The sequence below is a fragment of the Campylobacter sp. BCW_6461 genome, assembly GCF_001762735.1.
GTDB classification, from domain to species: Bacteria; Campylobacterota; Campylobacteria; order Campylobacterales; family Campylobacteraceae; genus Campylobacter_D; species Campylobacter_D jejuni.
The window spans coordinates 42,256-63,371 of sequence record NZ_MJXJ01000024.1 but is presented as its reverse complement, the minus strand read 5'-3'; the positions used below and the strand labels follow the sequence as shown (position 1 = coordinate 63,371).

The window sequence follows — 21,116 nt, the reverse complement described above, 5'->3', positions numbered from 1 at the left end:
TAATAAAATTATTTTTAAGCTTTGGATCCATTGATCCCATTTAGAAAAACGTTTACAACAAATTCAACATGTTCTTTTTGTTCTTTTTTATTTTTCAAAGGAGCATTAATTAAAACATTAAGATGATGATAAGGTTCTTTTAACATAGTGCAAAAAAGAACAGCAAGTTTTTCTGCATTTTTTTTCATATAAGAATTATTTTGTTGCTTGAAAAAATCCATAAGTATGTTATAGGAAAAATTTTGTTGATTGTTTTCTATCCAATTGGCAAGATGTCTATCTTTGTCATAAACTTGAGAATAGATAATTTTACCAAAAGCTACAGCTTCTGGTTGATTGAAAATTTCTATAAAAGCTAAACCAAAAGAAGTTAAAATTTCTTTTAAAGTGCCATTTTCAATTTCTTGTGTTTTGGAATAAATAAGATGAAAGTGTTTTTTACATATGTCATCTAAAATTTCAAAGAATAGCCCTTCTTTACTTTTAAAACCATCATAAATATTAGAATAAGATCCTCCAGATAATTTAATAATATCACTCAAACTTGTTTCTTGGTATCCTTTTGTTAAAAAAAGCTCTAAGGCCACTGCTTTGATTTTTTCTTGTCTGGCTAAAACTTTTTGTGATGGTGTTCTATTTGAGTTCATTTTTATCCTTTATAAGAGTGCTTTTAGGGTATACAAATATACTTTTTCTAAAAACCGAAATTTTTTCATTATCCTTTGCGTAAGCTTTTATATGTAAAGGAAAGATTACGTCTTTTTTATCATTATTTGCTAAATTTTTTGTAGCCCTGATAACAACTATTTTTTTGACTTGTTCTCCTGCTTTTAATTTAAAAGGTTTGTTTGGTCTTATGATTTCAATTCCATCATTTATTCCTTCTAAATTTGCTGTAAAATAATATTCATGAGGTTTAGAATCTGTATTTTGAAACAAAAAGGTATAAGCATTTGAAATGACTAATTCACCTTTAACATTTGAAATATTATATAATTCACTACTACGATTGATATTTAAAAGCATGCTTTCTTTTTTGCTTCCCATGATGATTAAAGCCAGTAAAGCAATTAGAAGAACTATAAAATATGCTATCGTTCTAAATCTTAAATAATGAACCTTAGAACGCGTTTCAATAGCTTTTGCACTTGTCCAATTGATCAAACTTGGACGATTAAATTTGCTTTGAACCTTAGAGCAAGCATCGGCACATTCAAGACAATTAATACATTCAAGTTGCATTCCTTTGCGTATGTCAATATGAGTTGGACAGATGCTAACACAGGCTTCGCAACCTATGCATTCTCCCTCAGGCGGTTTTTTATGAAGTTTGGTGTGTCCATCATAGATCAAGCCCCCGCGTTTTTCATCGTAGATCACTTGCATTGTATCATGATCGAACATTACAGATTGTATTCTTGCATAAGGACAGACATAAACACAAAATTTTTCTTGTAAATAGGTAATATCCAAAGTAAAAAGTAAGCTAGCACAAAATAAAATTCCAAGTAAAAGTAGATGCTCGCCAGGATTTTGAATATAATTGAAAAAATCTTCAGGAGGAATAAAGTACCAAAGTAAATTACTAACAGCAACTAAAGATATAAAATAAAAAATTATTACTCCAAGAAATTTTTTAAAATATTGCCTCTCATATTCTTTTTGTTTGTTATTGATATTTTTGCGAATTTTAAGAAATTTAGTTTGTATGATATCTCTATATATAACTCTAAAAATCGTTTGTGGACAACTCCAAGCACACCAAATTCTTCCACCTAAAGTTGTAATAAAAAAAATAAATAAAAAAAGAAATATAAGAACAAAAGGCATGAGATAAAATTCTTGTGTTGAAAAAGAAATAAAAAATAGGTTTAATTTAGAATGATCAAAACTTAAAAGAAAAAAATGATTCTCATTAATTCTTATGAAAGGTAGGGAAAATATGATAATACTTGCAATTAAATATACAAAATATCGTTTTTTTGTATAGTTTGTAATGTGTCCTTGCATTTTTAGACCTTAATTATAATTTTTTAGCACTTTGTAATTAAGGATTATAACCGATAAAAACTAAAACAATTTTTAAATGCTTTCTAAGTTAGAATTAATAAGAAGTGTTTTATAATTATATTTCACAACAAAAATTTACACAGAAAGGTGGTGAGGACTGTGCCAGGAATCAAGGTGCATCCTAACGAGTCTTTTGATGAAGCGTATCGTAAATTCAAAAAACAAGTAGATAGAAATCTAGTTGTGACTGAAGTAAGAGCAAGAAGATTTTTTGAGCCTATGACTGAAATTCGCAAAAAACAAAAAATTTCAGCACGCAAAAAAATGCTTAAAAGACTTTATATGCTTAGACGCTACGAGTCAAGACTCTAACCCAAAAGCCCGAAAGGGCTTTTTTATATCTACAAACTTCATTTGGTATTAAATTAAAAAGTATTTATTATTTTTTGTTAAAATTTCTAATTTAAATTTTCTGTTTTTAGGATAAACTTATGAAAAAAATCAAAAAAATCATTCAAATTGGTATGATAGGTGGTTTAGCAGCTGTTGCTGGAGGTGCTTTAGCAGGTTGTGGAAGTAATAATGACAATGCAGATACTTTAAATCAAGCAGCTAATGCTCAAGGAGCTTTTGTAATTATCGAAGAAACAGCTCCAGGGCAGTATAAAATCAAAGATCAATATCCAAGTGATGAAACAAGGGTAGTTTTAAAAGATCTTAATGGTACAGAAAGAATTTTATCCAAAGAAGAAATGGATGCTTTGATTAAAGAAGAAGCAGCTAAAATTGATAATGGAACTTCAAATTTAACTAAAGACAATGGACAAATCAGTAGTGGGGGATTGAGTTTAGGGGAAACTTTACTCGCAAGTGCTGCAGGTGCTATTTTAGGAAGTTGGATAGGTTCAAAACTTTTCAATAATCAAAATTTTGCCAACCAACAACGCGGTGCTTTTTCAAATCAAAGTGCTTATCAAAGGAGTGTTAATAGTTTTAATAAAGCAGGCACAACAAGCTCTGCTTCAAGTGCTAAAAAATCAGGTTTTTTTGGTGGAGGCTCTAAAGCCACAAGTTCTAGTTCTTCTTTTGGCTCTTAAGGATAAATAATGCAATTATTACAAGTAGACAAACTTCAAAAAGATTATTTAGAAAATATAGGTTTTTCTTGGCATACAGATGAAGATGGAAGTGATTATATTAGCAATAAGTTAGTTTGTGTTAAGGAAAGTGAAGCTAATGCTTATTATGAAGCGGTAAATGAGCTTTATGATATGTTTATTGCTGCAGCGCAAGAAGTGATTAATAATGATCGTTTTGATGAGCTTGGAATTCCTTTTAATCTTATTGATGCGATTAAGATGAGTTGGGAAAATGAGGTTCATTGGCATTTATATGGGCGTTTTGATTTAGCGGGTGGACTTGATGGCAAGCCTATAAAACTTATAGAATTTAATGCTGATACCCCTACTGCTCTTTTTGAAAGTGCGATTTTACAATGGGCACTTTTAAAACAAAATGGAATGGATGAAAGCGCACAATTTAACAGCATTTATGAAAGTTTGATGGATAATTTTAAAAGACTTATTACCCTTGATGAAAGTGTTGAAGGGTTTGAAGAGCATTATCAAGGATGGAAAATTCTTTTTTCAAGTGTTGCAGGAAGTAAAGAAGAGGAAATCACTACAAAATTGCTTGCACATATAGCCAATGAAGCAGGTTTTCAAACTAATTTTTCCTTTGTAGATGAGGTAGAATTTAGTGAAGAAGGAATTTTTAAAGAGGGTGAAAATTATGAGTATTGGTTTAAGCTTATTCCTTGGGAAGATATAGCCATAGAAGAGGGTGAACTTGCTATGCTTTTAACTCAAATCATGCGTAATCAAAGAGCAATTATTTTAAATCCTGCTTATACGCTTTTATTTCAATCTAAGGGAATTTTAAAAATTCTATGGGAACTTTATCCAAATCATCCATTACTTTTAGAAACAAAAGATACTCCTTTAGAAGGTAAAAACTATGTTAAAAAACCTGTTTTTGGTAGAGAAGGTGCAAATATCAGTATAATTAAAGATGGAAAAACTTTGCATGAGAATGTAGGTCCTTATGGGAATAATAAGGCTATTTATCAAGAATATGTAGAGTTTAATTCATGTGAAAACGAATACTATCAAGCAGGTGTTTTCTTTGCTTATGAAGGGTGTGGCTTAGGATTTAGAAAAGGAGGACTTGTGCTTGATAATTATTCTAAATTTGTAGGACATATTATAAAGGATTAGAAATGAAAATTGTTTGTTTAGATGCGGCAACTTTAGGGGATTATGATTTAAGTGTTTTTGAAAAATTTGGTTCTTTGCAAATTTATACCACAACAAATAAAGAGCAAACCATAGAGCGTTTAAAAGATGCTAATGTCGCCATGACAAACAAGGTTGTAATTGATAAAGATGTGATTGATGCTTGTAAAAATTTAAAACTCATTTTGGAAACTGCTACAGGGGTTAATAATATCGATATTGAGTATGCTAAAGAAAAAGGTATTATTGTAAAAAATGCTGCTGGGTATTCTACTATGAGTGTGGTGCAACATACTTTTGCATTTATGTTTGCTTTTTTAAATCAAGTGCCTTATTATGACAAATGGAGCAAAGAGGGTAAATGGTGTGAAAGTCCTATTTTTACAGATTATAGTAGAATTTTAAACACCTTAAGTGGTAAAAAACATGGTATTATAGGTTTAGGAACCATAGGTAAAGAAGTGGCAAAAATTTCAAAGGCTTTTGGAGCCGAAATTTATTATTATTCTACGAGTGGAGCTAATAAAAACGCAGATTTTGTACATTTGGAATTAAAAGATTTATTAAAAACTTGCGATATTATAAGTATCCACGCACCTTTAAATGAAAAAACCAAAAATTTACTCGCCTTTGAAGAATTAAAGCTTTTAAAAGATAATGCGATTTTGATTAATGTAGGAAGAGGTGGGATTGTCAATGAAAATGATTTAGCTAAAATCATAGATAAAAAAAATATTCGTGTAGGGCTTGATGTTTTAGAAATTGAACCTATGATGAAAAATCATCCACTTTTAAGCATTAAAAATAAAGAAAATCTTATTATCACTCCTCATGTTGCGTGGGCGAGCAAGGAGGCTTTAAATGCTTTAATGGATATAGTTTATAATAATTTAAAAGAATGGATAGAAAATGGCAAGTGAACATAGTTTTGATATTTCAGCAGCTTTAGATAAACAAGAGTTAAAAAATGCTTTTGAACAAGCTAAAAAAGAACTTGATAGTCGTTATGACTTAAAAGGAATTAAGTGTGAGATTGATTTAAGCGAAAAAGAGAGTATTTTTAAACTCAGTTCTTCTAGTGAAGGAAAGCTTGATGTTTTAAAAGATATAGTGATTTCTAAACTTATCAAAAGAGGAATTAATCCTAATGCTATTAAAGAGCTTTCTCGTGAAAGTGGAGCAATGTTTCGTTTAAATTTGAAAGCAAACGATGCTATTGATAGTGAAAATGCCAAAAAAATCAATAAAGCTATCAAAGATAGCAAACTTAAAGTTAATTCTTCGATTCGTGGTGAAGAAATTCGTGTTGTAGCAAAACAAATTGATGATTTACAAGCTGTGATGAAGCTTGTAAAAGAGCTTGATTTAGAGTTAAATATCAGTTTTAAAAATCTTAAATAAGGTCAAATTTGAAGCATTGTTTAGCTCTGTGTTTTATTTTTTTTCTTTGTGCTTGTAGTGTGAAAAATCAAAATTTTTCGAGTCAAAGCTTGATGGTTTTGATTGCTTCTCCTATGATAAAAATCAATGACGCAGCTTTTTTAAAAAAAGAAAATAATGCTTTAAATTTAGAAGTTTATAAACTAGGGCAAGCTTTTTTTGAACTCAAAATCAAAGATAAAATTTGTATCAATGCAGTGTGTTATGATAAAAAAGTGTTTAATCAAAAATTTTTTAAAAATGTATATTATGATGATATTTTAAGTGATATTTTAAAGGCAAATGCTTTATGGCAGGGTAAAAATTTAGAAAAAACTGATTGTGGTTTTGAACAAAATTTAAAAGCAAAAAATTATGAAATTTTTTATCAAGTTTGTGATAATAAAGTAAGTTTTTTTGATAAAATTTCACATACTAAAATTATCTTAACGCATATTCAAAATTGAAGGATAGAGTTTGAAATTTTTTTTACTGGTATTTTGCTTTGTAAATCTAGCTTTAGCGCAAGTTTATAAAGGTGAATTGTATTTTTATCATTTGCAGGATAAAGAAATTTTTGCCATAGTTTATGATAATGCACCTATGACTCCACTTTTTGACAGGGATAAAAATCAAACAAGTTCTAGTTTTTTAATTGTTGATGATATAAATGGAAATTTAGAGATTCCGCTCGTTAAGACAAATGATTTTTGGCAGGATGAGCGTAAAAAATATAAAATCAATTCTTCTAAAATGCTTACATATGATAATAAAAATTTTCAAGGAGAAAATTTAGGAACAACTACTTTAGAACTTGTCGAAACGCAAGATGGCATTCGTATAAAGCGTAGTCTTGATTTTATAGGTTTTAATGATGATTTTAAAGAATTTCATCCTGTTCATAAGGGTGTATTTAGTTTTGAACAAATTCACCAAAAACCTATTTTTTTACAAGATGGAAAAATTAGTTTTGAAGAATGGTATTATTTTTATGAAGATGGTATGAGTCGTGCTATTTTAGAGTTGAATAATTTTGTTTATGATATTAATGCTCACGCGTTTGTAAAACTAAATGATTTATATAATACTGAAAATCAAAAATTTCAAAATCTTTTACATGAGAAGCTTAAAAATACATGTGATGAGTGTTTTGAAGATCTGCAAAATTTACAATTTAATAATAATTTTTTGCTTAATAATGGAAAACTAAAAATTTGTTATCTACCTTTTGAAGGTCATTTTTTAGATGAAAATATTTGCGTAGAATTTAATGAAGATGAGCTTAAGGAATTTAAAAAATAATGGAAAAATTAAAAAATTTTTTAAGTTTGAAAAATATAGAAGATACTCAAATTTATAAAGAGCTTAAGTGTGCTAAAAATGAGGCTTTGATTCTTAGGGAGCTTTGTAGAAATTATGTCGTTTCTATTTCTTCTATCAATGCCTTTACTTTATTATCGACAATTTTTGGAAATGATAAGTATCTTTATCTTGATGCTTTGGAGGATTTAAAAAAACTTATTGAAAGAGGTTTTGTAAATCAAAATTCGAGTTTTTTTAAAAGTTTAGAAAATAATAAAACTCAAACATTAACTCTTGCCTTATTGCAAAGCGAGCTTAGTCTAAGTGAATATTTTTTAGAATTTTTAGAAGCAAAACCTCGTTTAAACTTTGAGAAACAAGAGGCTTATGCAGATTATTTAGAATATTTAAAAGATGAATTTGCGCGTATTCAATTATATGAAAGATTAAGTTTTATACAAAAAAGTGCTTATAATAGTGAAATAAAAAACCAAATTAAACTTTATGAAAAACATATCAAAGAAAGACTAAAAAAAAGTAAATTTTATAATATATTGGCTGATATTTTTAAAGAATATAATCTTGAACATAAAGAACAAATTATTTTTCTAGCACTTTTAAAAGAAGAATATGCCTTAAGTAATGAAAGTTCGATTTCTAGAGAAATGAATTCTTTACTTTCTTTAATCAGTGAAAATGATTTAGAAAGACATAAAAACAAAAAACTATTACAAGAAAATGCTCCTCTTTTAAACTTAATCGAGTATGATGAATATTTAAATGCTTTTGGAGATATTTCTAAAAGTTTTTTTATTATTGATGAAATTTTACAAAGAATTATAAATTTTGAACCAAAACAAAGTAAAAAAATCAAAATTGAAAGTGTTTTAAAAGATCAAGATATTTTCGAGCTTATAGAACCAAGCACTGACATCAATGATATTATTATGCCTGAAAATACAAAAGAGCTTTTAGAAAATATTTTAAAACAACAAGATAAAAAAGTCCTAGAAAGACTCCATTCTTGGGGTATAAAGAGTAATAAAAATATAGAAGCTAAAATTATTTTTTATGGTCCTGCTGGTACTGGAAAAACTATGTCAGCTTTAGCTATGGCTAAATCAATGAAAAAATCTGTTCTTAGTTTTGACTGTTCTAAAATTTTGAGCAAATGGGTTGGAGAGAGTGAGCAAAATGTAAGAAAAATTTTTGATACTTATAAAAATATCGTGCAAACTTGCAAACAAAGTCCTATTTTACTTCTCAATGAAGCCGATCAGTTTTTAAGTACGCGTGTAGATGGAAGTAGTGGTAGTGATAAAATGCATAATCAAATGCAAAATATATTCTTAGAGCAAATCGAGCGTTTTAGTGGTGTGATTATCGCTACGACAAATTTTTTAGAAAGCTTAGATAGTGCATTTTCAAGAAGATTTGATTATAAGATAGAATTTAAAAAACCTGATTTTAAAGATAGGCTTAAAATTTGGGAAAAATTTCTACCTAAAAAAGCATTATTTGAAAAAGATTTTGATATAAATATTTTATCAAATTATGAATTAAGTGGAGCACAAATTTTAATGGTGGTGAAGAATACAGCTTTGAAAGTAGCTGTATCACAAGATGGGGTTTTTAAAATGCAAGATTTTATAGAAAGTATACAAAAAGAATTAAATTCAAGTTTTGATAAAAGTAAGATTGTTGGATTTTAACTTTTTTAATGTTTTTGTATAGCGAACTATAAAATAAAACAAAGCTATAATTAAAGCACTCCATTCCCAAAACATAGGAATTTTTGGGGTTAAAAAATAATGATAACTTGCCAAAACTAAGCATAAATATCCTAGTTTTCTGATTTTACTAAGTTTTTTAAAGATTTTAAAAGAACTTAAAAGCATTAAAAATATGATTAAAAATGCGATAAATCCACTTGCTTCTAATAAACGATGTGAAATATCATCGAAAAGCCTTAAAATTTGAGCATTTCTATCAAAAATAAAATAATTTAAAAAGTGCAAAATCGCCCAAAAAGCTGCAAAAATACCTAAAATTTTAGGATAATTTTTTGTTTTTTTAAATTTAAGTAAAGAAAATAAAATACTTAAATTTAAAAAGATTAAAGCAAATATTCCAGTGTAAATATAGGCTTCTTTTACAAAATCAAAGGCTTCTATGATATGATAAAAGCCATAGATTAAACTTATGATAAAGCTAAAATAAGCAAGAAATTTAAAGTATTTTGTCTGCATTAAAAATTCACTTTCAAGTCCATGTTTTTATATAAACTTGCCACTTCTTTTTCATATCCATTAAACATTAAAGTAGGTTTGGTAAAGAAGTCTCCTAAAGCCCTCTCGTTAGCTTGAGACCATCTAGGATGAGAAACATTAGGATTGACGTTAGCATAAAAACCATATTCACTTGGAGCGTAACTTTCCCAAGTGGATTTAGGCTGTTCTTTGGTAAATTCTATTTTAACTATAGATTTAATACTTTTAAAGCCATATTTCCAAGGAACAACAAGGCGTATTGGAGCGCCATTTTGAGGCTTTAAGGCTTTTTGATACATTCCTACTGCAAGCAAGGTAAGAGGATGCATAGCTTCATCCATGCGAAGTCCTTCTACATAAGGATAGTCTATAGTTGGAAATAAAGCGTCTTGATCGGGAAATTGACTCTTGTCTAAAAGAGTGGTGAATTTAACAAATTTTGCCTCGCTTGTAGGTTTTGCCATTTCAATCAAACGACGCAATTCAAAGCCTACCCAAGGTACCACCATAGACCAAGTTTCAACACAGCGAAAACGATAAATTCTTTCTTCTAGTGGAAATTTTAAAATATCTTCCATGCTTAAAGTTAAAGGTTTTTCTATTTCTCCACTGATATCGATTTTCCAATTTTGAGTATTGAAATTTTGTGCCAATGATACAGCCTTTCTTTTATCTGTTGAAAATTCATAAAAATTGACATAATTTGTAGCCAGTTCTTCATCGCTGATTTCAAGTTTGTTTGGATTAGTATCGCTTGTGAAATTTAAAGCAGATAGTTTAGAAGCAAGCACGCTTGAACTTATTAAAGCACCCGCTCCAAGTTTTAAAAAACTTCTCCTTTGTTTATAAAGTTTTTCAGGTGTTATAAGCATAATTTTTCCTTATTAAAAATTTTTATTATTAAACTATAACAATGTTAATACAGGATTAATTTTGTGTGATTTTTTCAAGTTCTATATTGTAGAATATTTCTTCGCAAAATTCTTTATAATGATTAAGTAGTTTAATTTTTGAAGTTTCTTGCATTAGAATTTTAAATTCTAATTTTTTTAATTTTCTAAGTTCATCCTTGAGCTCTTTATCTTTTGAAAACAATAAAAAATATTCTTTAAAGATGAGCTCATAAATTTCAAAAGTTCCATCGACAAGATAATTAATCGCTTTATCAAGATGCCGATTAGAGTCTTTAAAATTTAAAGGATTTAAAACCATGAAACAAAGATGAATCATGGCGAAGTGAAAATATTTAAGATGTTTTTCAGGTAAGGTGAACAAATCGCTTTTTTGAAAATTTTGAAGATTGTTAAAGTCAGAATTCAAAAAATAATAGCCAAAACAGTCATTGATATTTGAAATCAAATTTTTAATTTTTTGTTCTTCATCAAGTTTTTTTCTAAAGGCTACAAAATAAGCGAGAGCCTTGTAAAATATTTGAAAAAATTCAATATGTTTATTTTCTCTTAGACAAATAAGACTTAAATCTTTTGGAGAAGTGGAGTGCTCTTGCATATAATTATAAACTTTCAGGGAAATTTTATTTCTTATCTCAAGTAAGTAGCTCAAGTCTTTTTGTTTTAAAATTTGATAATAAAAAAATATAAAATCTTTAATTAAACCTTTATGATCTTTTTCAAATAATGAAATTTGAAAATCCACGCTAAGAAACTGATTGTAAAGATTAAAGTAATCGCATTCTAATTGTTGATAATTCAATATTTTATCCCACACTTAGCATAAAATTCTTTTAAAGCATGTTCTTTATCAGGCTGAGTTTTAATCCATTCTTCAAAGTGATTACACATATCCCATTCTTTTTGCTGAATTACTTCATAATTTTGCTCTATATCGTTTTCGCTTATATTTTTTCTGTGTATTTTGTTTAAAATTTTTTCACATACAGCCCTAGGATTTTCATTTTTATATATAGGCCTTCCCACAACGATATAATCACTCAAATTTTCTCTAGCCATTGCAAGATTAGCAACACGTTTTTGATCATCACTTGTTTCTCCAAAAGGACGAATTCCAGGAGTAAGGGTTAAGAAATTTGAACTTGTGTGCTCTTTAATTTTTTTGCTTTCAAAAACAGAGCATACCATACCATCAAGTCCATTTTCATAGGATATTTTTGAAAAATTAATTACAGCTTCTTCAATTTTTTGTCTATAAATACTAAAGAAATTTTCTTCATCAAAACTCGTAAGAGCAGAAACTGCTAAAACTAAAGGTCTTTTTGAAAATTTGCTAAGCCGTGTCATAACTTCTTGTATGGCTATTTTTCCAGCACTTGCGTGGATATTGATCATATCAACACCAAGTTTTGATACTTCTTCGCAAGCATCTGCCATAGTGTTGGGAATATCATGAATTTTAAGATCAAGAAATATTTTAAAATCATCAACTTTTTTAAGTTCTTCTATGAATTTAAAACCATCTCTTAAATATGCTCTTAAACCTACTTTTAACCATATGTCTAAATTTTTTAATTCTTTGGCAAGTTGTAAGCATTCTTCTTTTGTAGAAAGATCAAGTGCGACACAAAGCTTCATTTTTTAGCCTTTATTAAGGCATCTAAAACTCCATTTATAAATTTTGGAGAATTGTCATTAGCAAGTTCTTTAGCAAGTTCTATAGCCTCATTGATGACAATGGCGCTAGGAGTATCGGTAAAAAGTAACTCATAAGCTCCAAGTCTTAGTATAGCTCTTTCTACATGTCCTAAAGCTGTAATTTGATTATCATTTAGAAATGAATTTAAGGTTTCATCAATATTGTTTAAATTATCTAAAATTCCATTATATAAATTTAAAGTAAAATTTTTTTGTTCATTGCGTATTTTTTTTTCATCTAAAATTTCATCTACAAAAACGTTGTTTTGAGAATTTAATTCAAAAGCATAAAGTAAGGAGATGACGCTTTGGCGAACTTGATGACGCGTTGCCATTAAAGCTCCTTGCTTAAATTTAACATCTCGATTACAGTTGTCATAGCTTCAAAGCCTTTATTGCCTGCTTTGCTTCCAGCTCTTTCTATGGCTTGTTCTATTGTGTCTGTAGTTAAAACACCAAAGCTTACAGGGATATTATGATTTAAACTCACATTGGCTATGCCTTTGGTGGTTTCTGCTGAAACATAGTCAAAATGCGGAGTTGAGCCACGAATTACTGCGCCTACGCAACAAATTGCATCAAATTTTTTGCTTTCTATAGCTTTTTTTAACGCATACGGAAGTTCAAAAGCACCAGGAACAAGTATAAGGCTTAGATTTTCCTCTTTGCCCCCGTGTCTTAAAAAAGCATCTTTTGCTCCTTCTACAAGGCGATCTGTGATGATATGATTAAATCTTGCATTAATGATAGCAATTTTTGTATTTGAGTCTAAATTTAATTTTCCTTCAATAATATTCATTTGTTTTCCTTTATGATATTTTGTATTTCTAGTAATGTATTAACGCAATTTTTAAGGCGTGTAAGATTAAGCATATTAGGTCCATCGCATAAAGCCTCGCAAGGATTAATATGTGTTTCAAAGAAAAAGCCATCTATGCCTACGGCTGCTGCCGCTCTTGCTAAAGGTTCTACAAATTCGCTTTTCCCTCCGCTACTTCCACCTGCAGCCCCTGGCATTTGTACACTATGAGTAGCATCAAAAATTACTGGAGCAAATTCACGCATGATAACTAAAGAACGCATATCTACTACTAAATTTCCATAGCCAAAGCTAGCTCCTCTTTCAGCTACAAAAACACCATTTCTTTGAGCAGCTTCATAGCCTTCATCTTCTATACCACGGGTTTGTAGAACTTTTTTAACGCTGTATTTGATATCGCTTGGGTTTAAAAATTGTCCTTTTTTGATATTAATTTTTGCCTTAGTTTTTGCTGCGGCTACAAGTAAATCGGTTTGACGACATAAAAAAGCAGGAATTTGCAAGACATCAGCTACTTCACTTACAGGGTTTGCTTGATTGCTTTCGTGTATATCGGTTAAGATTTTCATACCAAATTCATCTTTTACGCTTTGTAAAATTTTTAATCCTTCTTCAAGACCAGGACCTCGAAAAGAATTAATACTTGTGCGATTGGCCTTATCAAAACTTGATTTGAAATAAAATTCTATATTTGGATTTTCATTAAAATTTTTTAACTGTTCAGCAACTTTAAAAATCAAATCTTTGCTTTCTATCACGCAAGGACCAGCAATGAGTATCATTTTTTTCATTTTTTTCCTTTGTTCTTAACTAAAATTAATCCACCAAAAATAATGCCTATTATACCTAAAAAAACCATAGTACTTGGTAAATTATCTCCCAAAATTATCCCAACTATCATACTAAATACTACATCAAGATAACTAACTCCAGCAACCACTCCTGCTTGTTTAGCGATACCATAAGCTTTAGTGACATGAATTTGATAAATGGTGCCTAAAGTTCCCATAATGGCAATGATAAGCCAAGCTGTAAGACTTGGCATCACAAAAGGTGCTAGAATGAAATCTAAATGTAAAGAATCAAGATGCTGTGGTTCAAAAAATTCAGCACTGATCATAGAAATTAAAGGCATTAAGGTTCCTAAAAGGATAAAAGAAAAGGCAATTTGTTCTGTAGTGTAAGATTTTCTAAGTTCTCTTACACTTGTAAGAGCTAAAGCGGCTAAAAATCCACTCGTAATACCTATAACTGAATTTTTTAAATCAAAGCCTGAATGATTTAAATTATGAGCCCAAGGCTGAGCGATTAAAAGCACTCCACCAAATGCTATTAAAATTCCTATCCAGCCTTTGATGCCAATATTTTCTTTAAAAACAACAAAAGCTATTAAAGTAATAAAAATAGGAGCAGTTTTTTGAAAAGCAAAAGCTCCACCTAGTGTAATATTTGAAACATTATAGAAAAACATATATAGTGAAAGCGTGCCTACTACTCCACGAAATACCAAGAGCCAAAAATATCCCCCTTCTTTATGTGCCTTAGATCGTTTTAAAAGATAGACTATGAAAAAAATTCCTATGATATTTCTAAAAAACATAATTTCTATAGAACTCATTTCCTTGCTAAGAATTTTTGCACAAGCTCCCATAAGTGCAAAATCCAAACATGCTAAAATCATGAAATAAATTCCTAAATTATGCTTGATTACTTTTAGCATTTTTTTTCCTTGACTAAAATCTGGGTTAATTCTAGTCTTTTTTTGCTTAATATTAAGCCAAATTTTATATAATTTTAAAAATATAATTTTCTAGGAAAAAAATGCAAAGCATTATACTTATAGGTAAGCCAAATGTGGGAAAATCAAGCCTTTTTAATAGAATGGCAAGACAAAGAATAGCTATTACAAGTGATATTTCAGGCACAACTAGAGATACAAATAAAACGCAAATTCATATTCATTCAAAAAAAGCCATGCTTATTGATAGTGGGGGGCTTGATGAAAGTGATGAACTTTTTAAAAATGTGAAAAAAAACACTTTAAAAGTAGCTAAAGAAAGCGATATCATACTTTATCTAGTTGATGGGAAATTAGCGCCTGATGATGAGGATAGACAGTTTTTTTATTCTTTAAAAAAACTTGGAAAACCTATAGCCTTAGTGATTAATAAAGTAGATAATAAAAAAGATGAAGAAAGGGCTTGGGAGTTTGCAAATTTTGGCGTAAAGGAAATCTTTAATCTTTCAGTAACCCATAATGTAGGCTTAGATGAACTTTATGAATGGCTTGAAAAATTTTTACATGAAGAGTTTTTAATCCCCGATGAAGAAGAAAATTTAGAAGATTTTTTAGAGTATTATGAAGAAGGAAAAGAATTTCAATTTAAAGAAGTCGATCAAAATCATATCAGAGTGGGTATTGTAGGGCGTGTAAATGTTGGAAAATCAAGTCTTTTAAATGCTTTGGTTAAACAAGAACGCAGTGTTGTAAGTTCTATTGCAGGAACTACTATAGATCCTGTTAATGAAAGTGTAGTTCATAAAGATAAAGTGATAGAATTTGTTGATACTGCAGGTATTAGAAAAAGGGGTAAAATTCAAGGACTCGAACGTTTTGCTCTAAATCGCACGGAAAAAATTTTATCTCATTCTCAAATAGCACTTTTGGTTTTAGATGCGCATGAGGGCTTTAACGAGCTTGATGAACGTATTGCTGGGCTTGTGGCTAAGCATTATTTAGGTGTGATTATTGTTTTAAATAAATGGGATAAAAGTGAGATGGATTTTGATAAGACTGTAAAAGAATTGCGTCTTGATCGTTTTAAATTTCTAGCTTACGCACCCGTGATTAGCGTATCAGCTTTAAGTGGAAAAAGGGTGCATGTTTTACTCGATAAAATTTTGCAAATTTTTGAAAATTTCACTCAAAAAATCCAAACTTCTAAGCTTAATACTTTGATAGAAAATGCCACAAGAGCACATCCTTTGCCGCATGATTATGGGAAATTGGTTAAAATTTATTATGCAGTACAATATGACTTAGCACCGCCAAAAATTGCACTTATTATGAATCGTCCTAAGGCCTTGCATTTTAGCTATAAGCGTTATTTACAAAATCAAATCAGAAAAGAATTTAATTTTGAAGGTGTGCCTTTAGTGATTGCTTCGCGTAAAAAGGGCAGTAAAGAAAATGATGAAAGCTAAAAATATCGTTTTTATAGGATTTATGGGTTCTGGAAAAAGCACTTTAGCAAGAGCTTTAGCTAAGGATTTAGATCTTGTTTTTTTAGATAGTGATTTTTTAATAGAACAAAAATTTAATCAAAAAGTCAGTGAAATTTTTGAACAAAAAGGGGAAAATTTTTTTAGAGAACAAGAGCAAAAAATGGCTGATTTTTTTAGTTCTTGTGAGAAAGCTTGTATTGCTACAGGCGGGGGTTTTGTTAATGTTTCAAATTTAGAAAAAGCAGGTTTTTGTATTTATTTAAAAGCAGATTTTGAATATTTAAAAAAGCGTTTAGACAAAGATGAAATTTCTAAAAGACCTTTATTTTATGATGAAATTAAAGCAAAAAAATTATATAATGAGCGTTTAAGCAAGTATGAACAAAAGGCAAATTTTATTTTAAATATAGAAAATAAAAATATAGATGAGCTTTTAAGCGAGATTAAAAAGGTGATAAAATGAGAGTATTAACAGGCCTTCAGCCAAGTGGCGATTTGCATATAGGTAATTATTTTGGTGCGATTAAGCAAATGGTAGATGCACAAGAAAAAAGCCAAATGTTTATGTTTATTGCTAATTATCATGCCATGACTTCTTCTCAAGATGGAGAAAAACTTAAACAAAATTCCTTAAAAGCTGCTGCAGCTTTTTTAAGCCTTGGTATAGATCCTCAAAAAAGCGTTTTTTGGTTGCAAAGTGATGTTAAGGAAGTTATGGAGCTTTATTGGATTTTATCGCAATTTACTCCTATGGGTTTATTAGAGCGTGCACATAGTTACAAGGATAAAGTTGCTAAGGGACTTAGTGCTTCACATGGGCTTTTTTCTTATCCTGTTTTAATGGCGGCAGATATTTTACTTTTTGATACACGAATTGTCCCTGTAGGAAAAGATCAAATCCAGCATGTTGAAATCGCACGCGATATTGCTTTAAAAGTTAATAATGAATGGGGTGAAATTTTTACCCTTCCAGAAGCGAGAGTTAATGAAGAAGTAGCTGTGGTTGTGGGTACTGATGGAGCAAAAATGAGTAAATCTTATCAAAATACTATAGATATTTTTAGCAGTGAAAAAACCTTAAAAAAACAAATTTCTTCCATAGTTACAGATAGTACCGCTTTAGAAGATCCAAAAGATCATGAAAACTGCAATATTTTTAAAATCGCAAAGCTTTTTTTAGATGAATCAGGGCAAAAAGAATTACAAATACGCTATGAAAAAGGTGGTGAGGGTTATGGACATTTTAAAATATATTTAAACGAGCTTGTAAATGCTTATTTTAAAGAAGCAAGAGAAAAATATAATGAGCTTTTAGAAAAGCCTTCGCATTTGAAAGAAATTTTGGATTTTGGTGCGACAAAAGCAAGAAAAATCGCCCAAGAAAAAATGCAAAAAATTTATGAAAAAATCGGACTTTAAGGAGTAGAAAATGCTAGATTTAAAAAATTTGCAAAATAATTTTGATGAAGTGGCTAAAAAGTTAAAAAATAAAAAAGTTGATGAAAATATCTTAAAAAAACTTGCTGAACTTTTTGCAAGTTTAAAAAAAGAAAAAATAGCCTTGGAAGAATTTCAAGCTTTTCAAAATAAATTCAGTAAAGAGCTTGCTACAGCCGAAGATAAAGAAAGTTTAAAAGCAAAATTAAGCGAAAATAAAAGCAAAATTAATGAGCAAAGCGCTAAAGTAAATGCTTTAGAAAATGAGCTTGAGGAAATCGCTCATGCCATCCCAAATATCCCTGATGAATGTGTGCCTGTGGGTGAAGATGAAAATGAAAATGTGGAGCTTAAAAAAGTTTTAAATCCACCTAGCTTTGATTTTACTCCAAAAGAACATTTTGAATTAGGCGAGAGTTTAAATTGGCTTGATTTTATACGTGGGGTAAAAATTTCACAAAGTCGTTTTTGTGTGCTTAAAAATGAAGGAGCTTTATTAAGCCGTGCTTTGGTAAATTATATGATAGATTTTAATAGAAGTCGTGGATTTGAATTTGTTAATGTACCTTTTTTGGTAAATGGTGCTACTATGTTTGGGACGGGTCAGTTGCCAAAATTTAAAGAAGATATGTATAAGGTAGATGATGAGGATTTGTATTTGATCTCAACTTCTGAAATTCCAGTAACCAATCTTTACAGCGGAGAAATTTTAGCGAGTGAAACTTTACCTATAAAAATGACTTGTTATAGTGCTTGTTTTAGAAAAGAAGCAGGCAGTGCAGGGCGTGATACAAGGGGTATTATAAGACAACACCAGTTTGAAAAAGTAGAGCTTGTAAGTATCACTAAAACTGAGCAAAGTGATAGTGTGTTTAATGAAATGCTTGAGTGTGCAAGTGATTTGCTGAGTTCTTTAGGTTTAGCGCATAGACATTTGATGCTTTGCACTGGAGATTTGGGTTTTAGTGCAGCAAAAACTGTAGATCTTGAAGTGTGGCTTCCAGGACAAAATAAATATCGTGAGATCAGCTCGGTTTCAAATTGTCGTGATTTTCAAGCAAGACGCGCTAAAATTCGCTATAAAAACGAACAAGGAAAAAATGAACTCGTCCACACTCTTAATGGCTCATCTTTGGCAGTAGGAAGAACCTTGGTAGCGATTATGGAAAATTATCAAGATAAAGAAGGAAAAATTCATATTCCTGATGTTTTGAAAAAATATTTTTAAAGAGTATAGATGGCTGAACAAGAAGATATAATACTAGAAAAACCCGAAGATGGCTTAAATCAACCAAGACTTGATGAGAGTTTAGAGGGATTTAAAGGGCAAGAGGGTCAAGCTCCAGAAGATGAAGAATTTGCATCATTGCCAGAAGAATTACCTCAAGAAAATAGTGAAAGTGGTTTTAAATTTACAAGAGAAAGTGCGCCTGAAGATGTATCAACTTTTGAAGAAGTTGAAAGTCAAGAGCCTACGCCTTGGTATAAAGATCGTAAGTTTATGTCTCTTGTGGGTTTATCTTTGGGGATTATTTGTATTTTAGTTTTTACACTTTTTTATTTAACTTTTAGTGAAGGAAAAATTAAACCAGATATTATAGCTTCTAAGACTTTAGAACAACCTGTTATTATGCCTGATGAATCATATAAATACAATGATATGCAAAGAATTGATGGTATGATCCAAAAAGCAAATGCTTTATATTTAAAGGGTGAGGTTGAACAGGCTTTAAAAGTTTATGAGCAAGTTGCCGTATATAACGAATCTTTATCTAATTATAATTTAGGCGTTTCTCAAATGAATGAGAATAAATTCCAAGAAGCTTTTGAAAGCTTCAAGAAAGCTATAGCCAATGGAGAAAATCAAAGTGTAGCTGCTATCAATGCTGCTGTTTGTGCTTTAAAGCTTAATGATAAGGAAAAATTTAGATATTATATTGATTTAGCTCAAGTGTATCTTCCAAAAGAAGGAAAATCAAAATTATATGATTATTATTTAAGCTTGATTAATTATTACAAAGGATATTACCCTGAGGCCTTGCAAATGTTACAAAGAACAGATGTGGAGCCGTATTCTGATGTTGCAAAGTATTTGTCTGCTAAAATTTATGCAAAAATGGACTTTGATTCCAAGGCTATACAGCAATTAAATTCTCAAGGTAATTTTGAATCTAGTTTATCTTTAGGTCTTTTATACGCTAGAATAGGAGAATATGCTAAAGCTAAAGTCGCTTTAAGTACAGCGATGAAAATTGAAAGAGATTTTAATCAGAGTTTAGCGGCTTTAACATTGGTTGATATTAAAACAGGAAATTATCAAGATATGTTAGCGCGCTTGCAAAATTCTTATGATAACGATAAAGATAGATATAAGATTTTAGATACTTATAAAATTCAAGTTCGTTTAAATAAGGATCTTTTTAATATAGCAGTTGCTCAAAATTCTTTTTCAAAAGATTTGCTAAAAAAACAAAAAGATCAATTCGATTTGCTTTTTTATTTTGCACCTTATCAGGTTTTTGATAGTAAGCAGGCTGCTTTATATATTAAAAAAGCTAATGTTACAGATTTCGTTGATGATAGTACTGATGCGGGAATTTATCTTAATATAAGCAAAGCTCTTTCATCTACCAATGTAAAAATTGCCAATATTATTAACTATGCATTAAATCAGAAGTTACGCCTTGCTAACCAAGAATTTCAAAAACTTATCAAGGATTATCCAGAACATAGTATTTTACATTATAATTTGGCTTTAACTTATGCCCAAGTGCAAAATTATGAACTTGCTTATAAGCATTTTTCAAGTTCATATCATCTTAATCCTAAAAATTACTTAGCAGGTGCTTTTGCTATGTTTTGTGCAAAATTAATTGATATTGATACAACTAAACTTTACAATGAAATTCTTGATAATATAGCTGCTGATTCTAATTTTAAAGCTAATATGCAAAAAAGTATGTTATTTTTAGTTAATAATAATTATATTTCTATGCTTCCTTATTTAGATGAAATAAAAAAAGATACGCCTTTGAGTTTGATTTTTGAAGCTATTATTGCTAAAAATAATAACCTTAATAATCAAGTAGATGTGAAAATTGCTAAATTGCGTTCAGAGTTGCCTGAAGATATTTTGGCAAATATTTTGTATTTTAATTCTTTAAATTCAAATTTAAATATTAAAGAATATGCTCAAAATGCTCAAATTCATTTTAAAAATTTAAAACTTGATTATCGTAGTGTTTTTGGTGGGCCAAATATAGCTAGGGAATTTTATGTTAATTTAATGCATATTGCAGGGCTTTTAAATTTAGAAAGACAGAAATTTAAAGAGTTGATTAATGTTTCAGGAGCAAAAGATGAGGGTATTTTACAAACTTTAGCTTATTTGGATATTTTTGCACAGCAATACGAGGAGGCTTATGCGCTTTATAATTCTTTGATTGATGATTATGGAGCTAAAGATACTAAAACTTTATTTTTAGCAGCCGTAGCAGCCGTAGGTGCAAATAATCCAAATTCAGCTATAGCGCTTTTGCAGCTTTCTAAACTTACAGATAAAAATAACAAAGAGAGTAAAGCAGCTCTTGGTATGTTGTATCAAGAAGTAAAGAACTATGAAGCTGCGATATCTCAGTATAAAACTTTACCTAATAATTTTAAGAGTGAATTTTTTACTTTTGATATTAATAACAACTAAAAATGCTTAGAAATTTCTAAGCATTTTTAG

At 29.7% G+C, this 21,116-nt stretch carries 23 protein-coding genes; 13 read left to right on the top strand and 10 right to left on the bottom strand.

All coding sequences use genetic code 11. The annotated features are described in order from the left end of the window. Nucleotides 1–14 precede the first annotated feature (14 nt). A complete protein-coding gene (gene cmeR / locus AJ882_RS07240; RefSeq protein ID WP_002866632.1) occupies nt 15–647 on the bottom strand; it encodes a multidrug efflux system transcriptional regulator CmeR in 633 nt (210 codons plus the stop codon). Next, the gene (gene ccoG / locus AJ882_RS07235; protein WP_002858753.1) at nt 634–2,010 is read right to left on the bottom strand and encodes a cytochrome c oxidase accessory protein CcoG; all 1,377 of its coding nucleotides are present in this window, start codon (nt 2,008–2,010) and stop codon (nt 634–636) included. Before ccoG ends, cmeR begins: the two co-directional genes overlap by 14 nt. Nucleotides 2,011–2,169: 159 nt before the next feature. Between ccoG and rpsU the strand changes: the two genes are divergently transcribed. The 8 genes from rpsU (at nt 2,170) to AJ882_RS07195 (ending at nt 8,737) form a co-directional block, all read left to right on the top strand. Next, a complete protein-coding gene (gene rpsU, locus AJ882_RS07230) occupies nt 2,170–2,382 on the top strand; it encodes a 30S ribosomal protein S21 (protein ID WP_002780697.1) in 213 nt (70 codons plus the stop codon). Nucleotides 2,383–2,501: 119 nt separating this feature from the next. Then, complete coding sequence (locus AJ882_RS07225) at nt 2,502–3,107, top strand: UPF0323 family lipoprotein (protein WP_002854351.1); 606 nt, start codon at nt 2,502–2,504, stop codon at nt 3,105–3,107. Nucleotides 3,108–3,116: 9 nt separating this feature from the next. Next, on the top strand, nt 3,117–4,286 hold the full coding sequence (locus AJ882_RS07220) for a glutathionylspermidine synthase family protein (protein WP_002858689.1): 1,170 nt from the start codon (nt 3,117–3,119) through the stop codon (nt 4,284–4,286). 2 nt (nt 4,287–4,288) lie between these two features. After that, a complete protein-coding gene (locus tag AJ882_RS07215) occupies nt 4,289–5,224 on the top strand; it encodes a D-2-hydroxyacid dehydrogenase (RefSeq protein ID WP_070279714.1) in 936 nt (311 codons plus the stop codon). Then, entirely contained in the window at nt 5,214–5,705 is a 492-nt protein-coding gene (locus AJ882_RS07210) for a YajQ family cyclic di-GMP-binding protein (protein ID WP_002854188.1), read from the top strand. The genes AJ882_RS07215 and AJ882_RS07210 overlap by 11 nt, the downstream gene beginning before the upstream one ends. Before the next feature lie 8 nt (nt 5,706–5,713). Continuing rightward, entirely contained in the window at nt 5,714–6,190 is a 477-nt protein-coding gene (locus AJ882_RS07205) for a hypothetical protein (protein WP_002854442.1), read from the top strand. 10 nt (nt 6,191–6,200) lie between these two features. Next, nucleotides 6,201–7,025 (top strand): hypothetical protein, encoded by an 825-nt coding sequence (locus AJ882_RS07200; RefSeq protein ID WP_002867775.1) that lies wholly within the window; start codon nt 6,201–6,203, stop codon nt 7,023–7,025. Then, nucleotides 7,025–8,737 carry an AAA family ATPase gene (locus tag AJ882_RS07195; protein WP_002867776.1) on the top strand — a complete coding sequence of 571 codons (1,713 nt, stop codon included), beginning with the start codon at nt 7,025–7,027 and terminating at the stop codon, nt 8,735–8,737. Before AJ882_RS07200 ends, AJ882_RS07195 begins: the two co-directional genes overlap by 1 nt. Here AJ882_RS07195 and AJ882_RS07190 read toward each other — a convergent pair. From AJ882_RS07190 to AJ882_RS07155, 8 genes are read right to left on the bottom strand one after another with little or no spacing between them, the layout of a single operon-like run. Further along, nucleotides 8,702–9,274 carry a sulfite oxidase heme-binding subunit YedZ gene (locus AJ882_RS07190; RefSeq protein WP_070279713.1) on the bottom strand — a complete coding sequence of 191 codons (573 nt, stop codon included), beginning with the start codon at nt 9,272–9,274 and terminating at the stop codon, nt 8,702–8,704. The two genes, AJ882_RS07195 and AJ882_RS07190, sit on opposite strands and share 36 nt — an antisense overlap. Beyond that, the gene (gene msrP, locus AJ882_RS07185; RefSeq protein ID WP_002912604.1) at nt 9,274–10,167 is read right to left on the bottom strand and encodes a protein-methionine-sulfoxide reductase catalytic subunit MsrP; all 894 of its coding nucleotides are present in this window, start codon (nt 10,165–10,167) and stop codon (nt 9,274–9,276) included. Before msrP ends, AJ882_RS07190 begins: the two co-directional genes overlap by 1 nt. Nucleotides 10,168–10,222: 55 nt before the next feature. Beyond that, nucleotides 10,223–11,008: a hypothetical protein gene (locus AJ882_RS07180; protein ID WP_002867779.1), complete on the bottom strand. Its 786-nt coding sequence runs from the start codon at nt 11,006–11,008 to the stop codon at nt 10,223–10,225. After that, entirely contained in the window at nt 11,005–11,844 is an 840-nt protein-coding gene (gene pyrF / locus AJ882_RS07175) for an orotidine-5'-phosphate decarboxylase (RefSeq protein WP_002860283.1), read from the bottom strand. Before pyrF ends, AJ882_RS07180 begins: the two co-directional genes overlap by 4 nt. Further along, nucleotides 11,841–12,239 (bottom strand): transcription antitermination factor NusB, encoded by a 399-nt coding sequence (gene nusB / locus AJ882_RS07170; protein ID WP_002824771.1) that lies wholly within the window; start codon nt 12,237–12,239, stop codon nt 11,841–11,843. The genes pyrF and nusB overlap by 4 nt, the downstream gene beginning before the upstream one ends. Next, entirely contained in the window at nt 12,239–12,703 is a 465-nt protein-coding gene (ribE, locus tag AJ882_RS07165; RefSeq protein WP_002854278.1) for a 6,7-dimethyl-8-ribityllumazine synthase, read from the bottom strand. The genes nusB and ribE overlap by 1 nt, the downstream gene beginning before the upstream one ends. Next, nucleotides 12,700–13,515 carry a 3-deoxy-8-phosphooctulonate synthase gene (gene kdsA, locus AJ882_RS07160; RefSeq protein WP_002858652.1) on the bottom strand — a complete coding sequence of 272 codons (816 nt, stop codon included), beginning with the start codon at nt 13,513–13,515 and terminating at the stop codon, nt 12,700–12,702. Before kdsA ends, ribE begins: the two co-directional genes overlap by 4 nt. Next, nucleotides 13,512–14,444 (bottom strand): DMT family transporter, encoded by a 933-nt coding sequence (locus AJ882_RS07155; RefSeq protein WP_002865582.1) that lies wholly within the window; start codon nt 14,442–14,444, stop codon nt 13,512–13,514. The genes kdsA and AJ882_RS07155 overlap by 4 nt, the downstream gene beginning before the upstream one ends. A 101-nt stretch (nt 14,445–14,545) precedes the next feature. On the opposite strand from AJ882_RS07155, the gene der reads away from it, so the two are divergent. From der to pflB, 5 genes are read left to right on the top strand one after another with little or no spacing between them, the layout of a single operon-like run. Continuing rightward, nucleotides 14,546–15,928 carry a ribosome biogenesis GTPase Der gene (gene der / locus AJ882_RS07150; RefSeq protein ID WP_002858744.1) on the top strand — a complete coding sequence of 461 codons (1,383 nt, stop codon included), beginning with the start codon at nt 14,546–14,548 and terminating at the stop codon, nt 15,926–15,928. Next, nucleotides 15,915–16,412, top strand: coding sequence for a shikimate kinase (locus AJ882_RS07145; RefSeq protein ID WP_002860280.1), 498 nt, complete (start codon nt 15,915–15,917; stop codon nt 16,410–16,412). Before der ends, AJ882_RS07145 begins: the two co-directional genes overlap by 14 nt. Further along, nucleotides 16,409–17,368: a tryptophan--tRNA ligase gene (gene trpS, locus AJ882_RS07140; protein WP_002858719.1), complete on the top strand. Its 960-nt coding sequence runs from the start codon at nt 16,409–16,411 to the stop codon at nt 17,366–17,368. The genes AJ882_RS07145 and trpS overlap by 4 nt, the downstream gene beginning before the upstream one ends. Before the next feature lie 10 nt (nt 17,369–17,378). Next, nucleotides 17,379–18,614, top strand: coding sequence for a serine--tRNA ligase (gene serS / locus AJ882_RS07135; protein WP_011049671.1), 1,236 nt, complete (start codon nt 17,379–17,381; stop codon nt 18,612–18,614). Nucleotides 18,615–18,623: 9 nt separating this feature from the next. Beyond that, entirely contained in the window at nt 18,624–21,086 is a 2,463-nt protein-coding gene (gene pflB, locus AJ882_RS07130) for a motility protein PflB (RefSeq protein ID WP_070279710.1), read from the top strand. Nucleotides 21,087–21,116 lie beyond the last annotated feature (30 nt).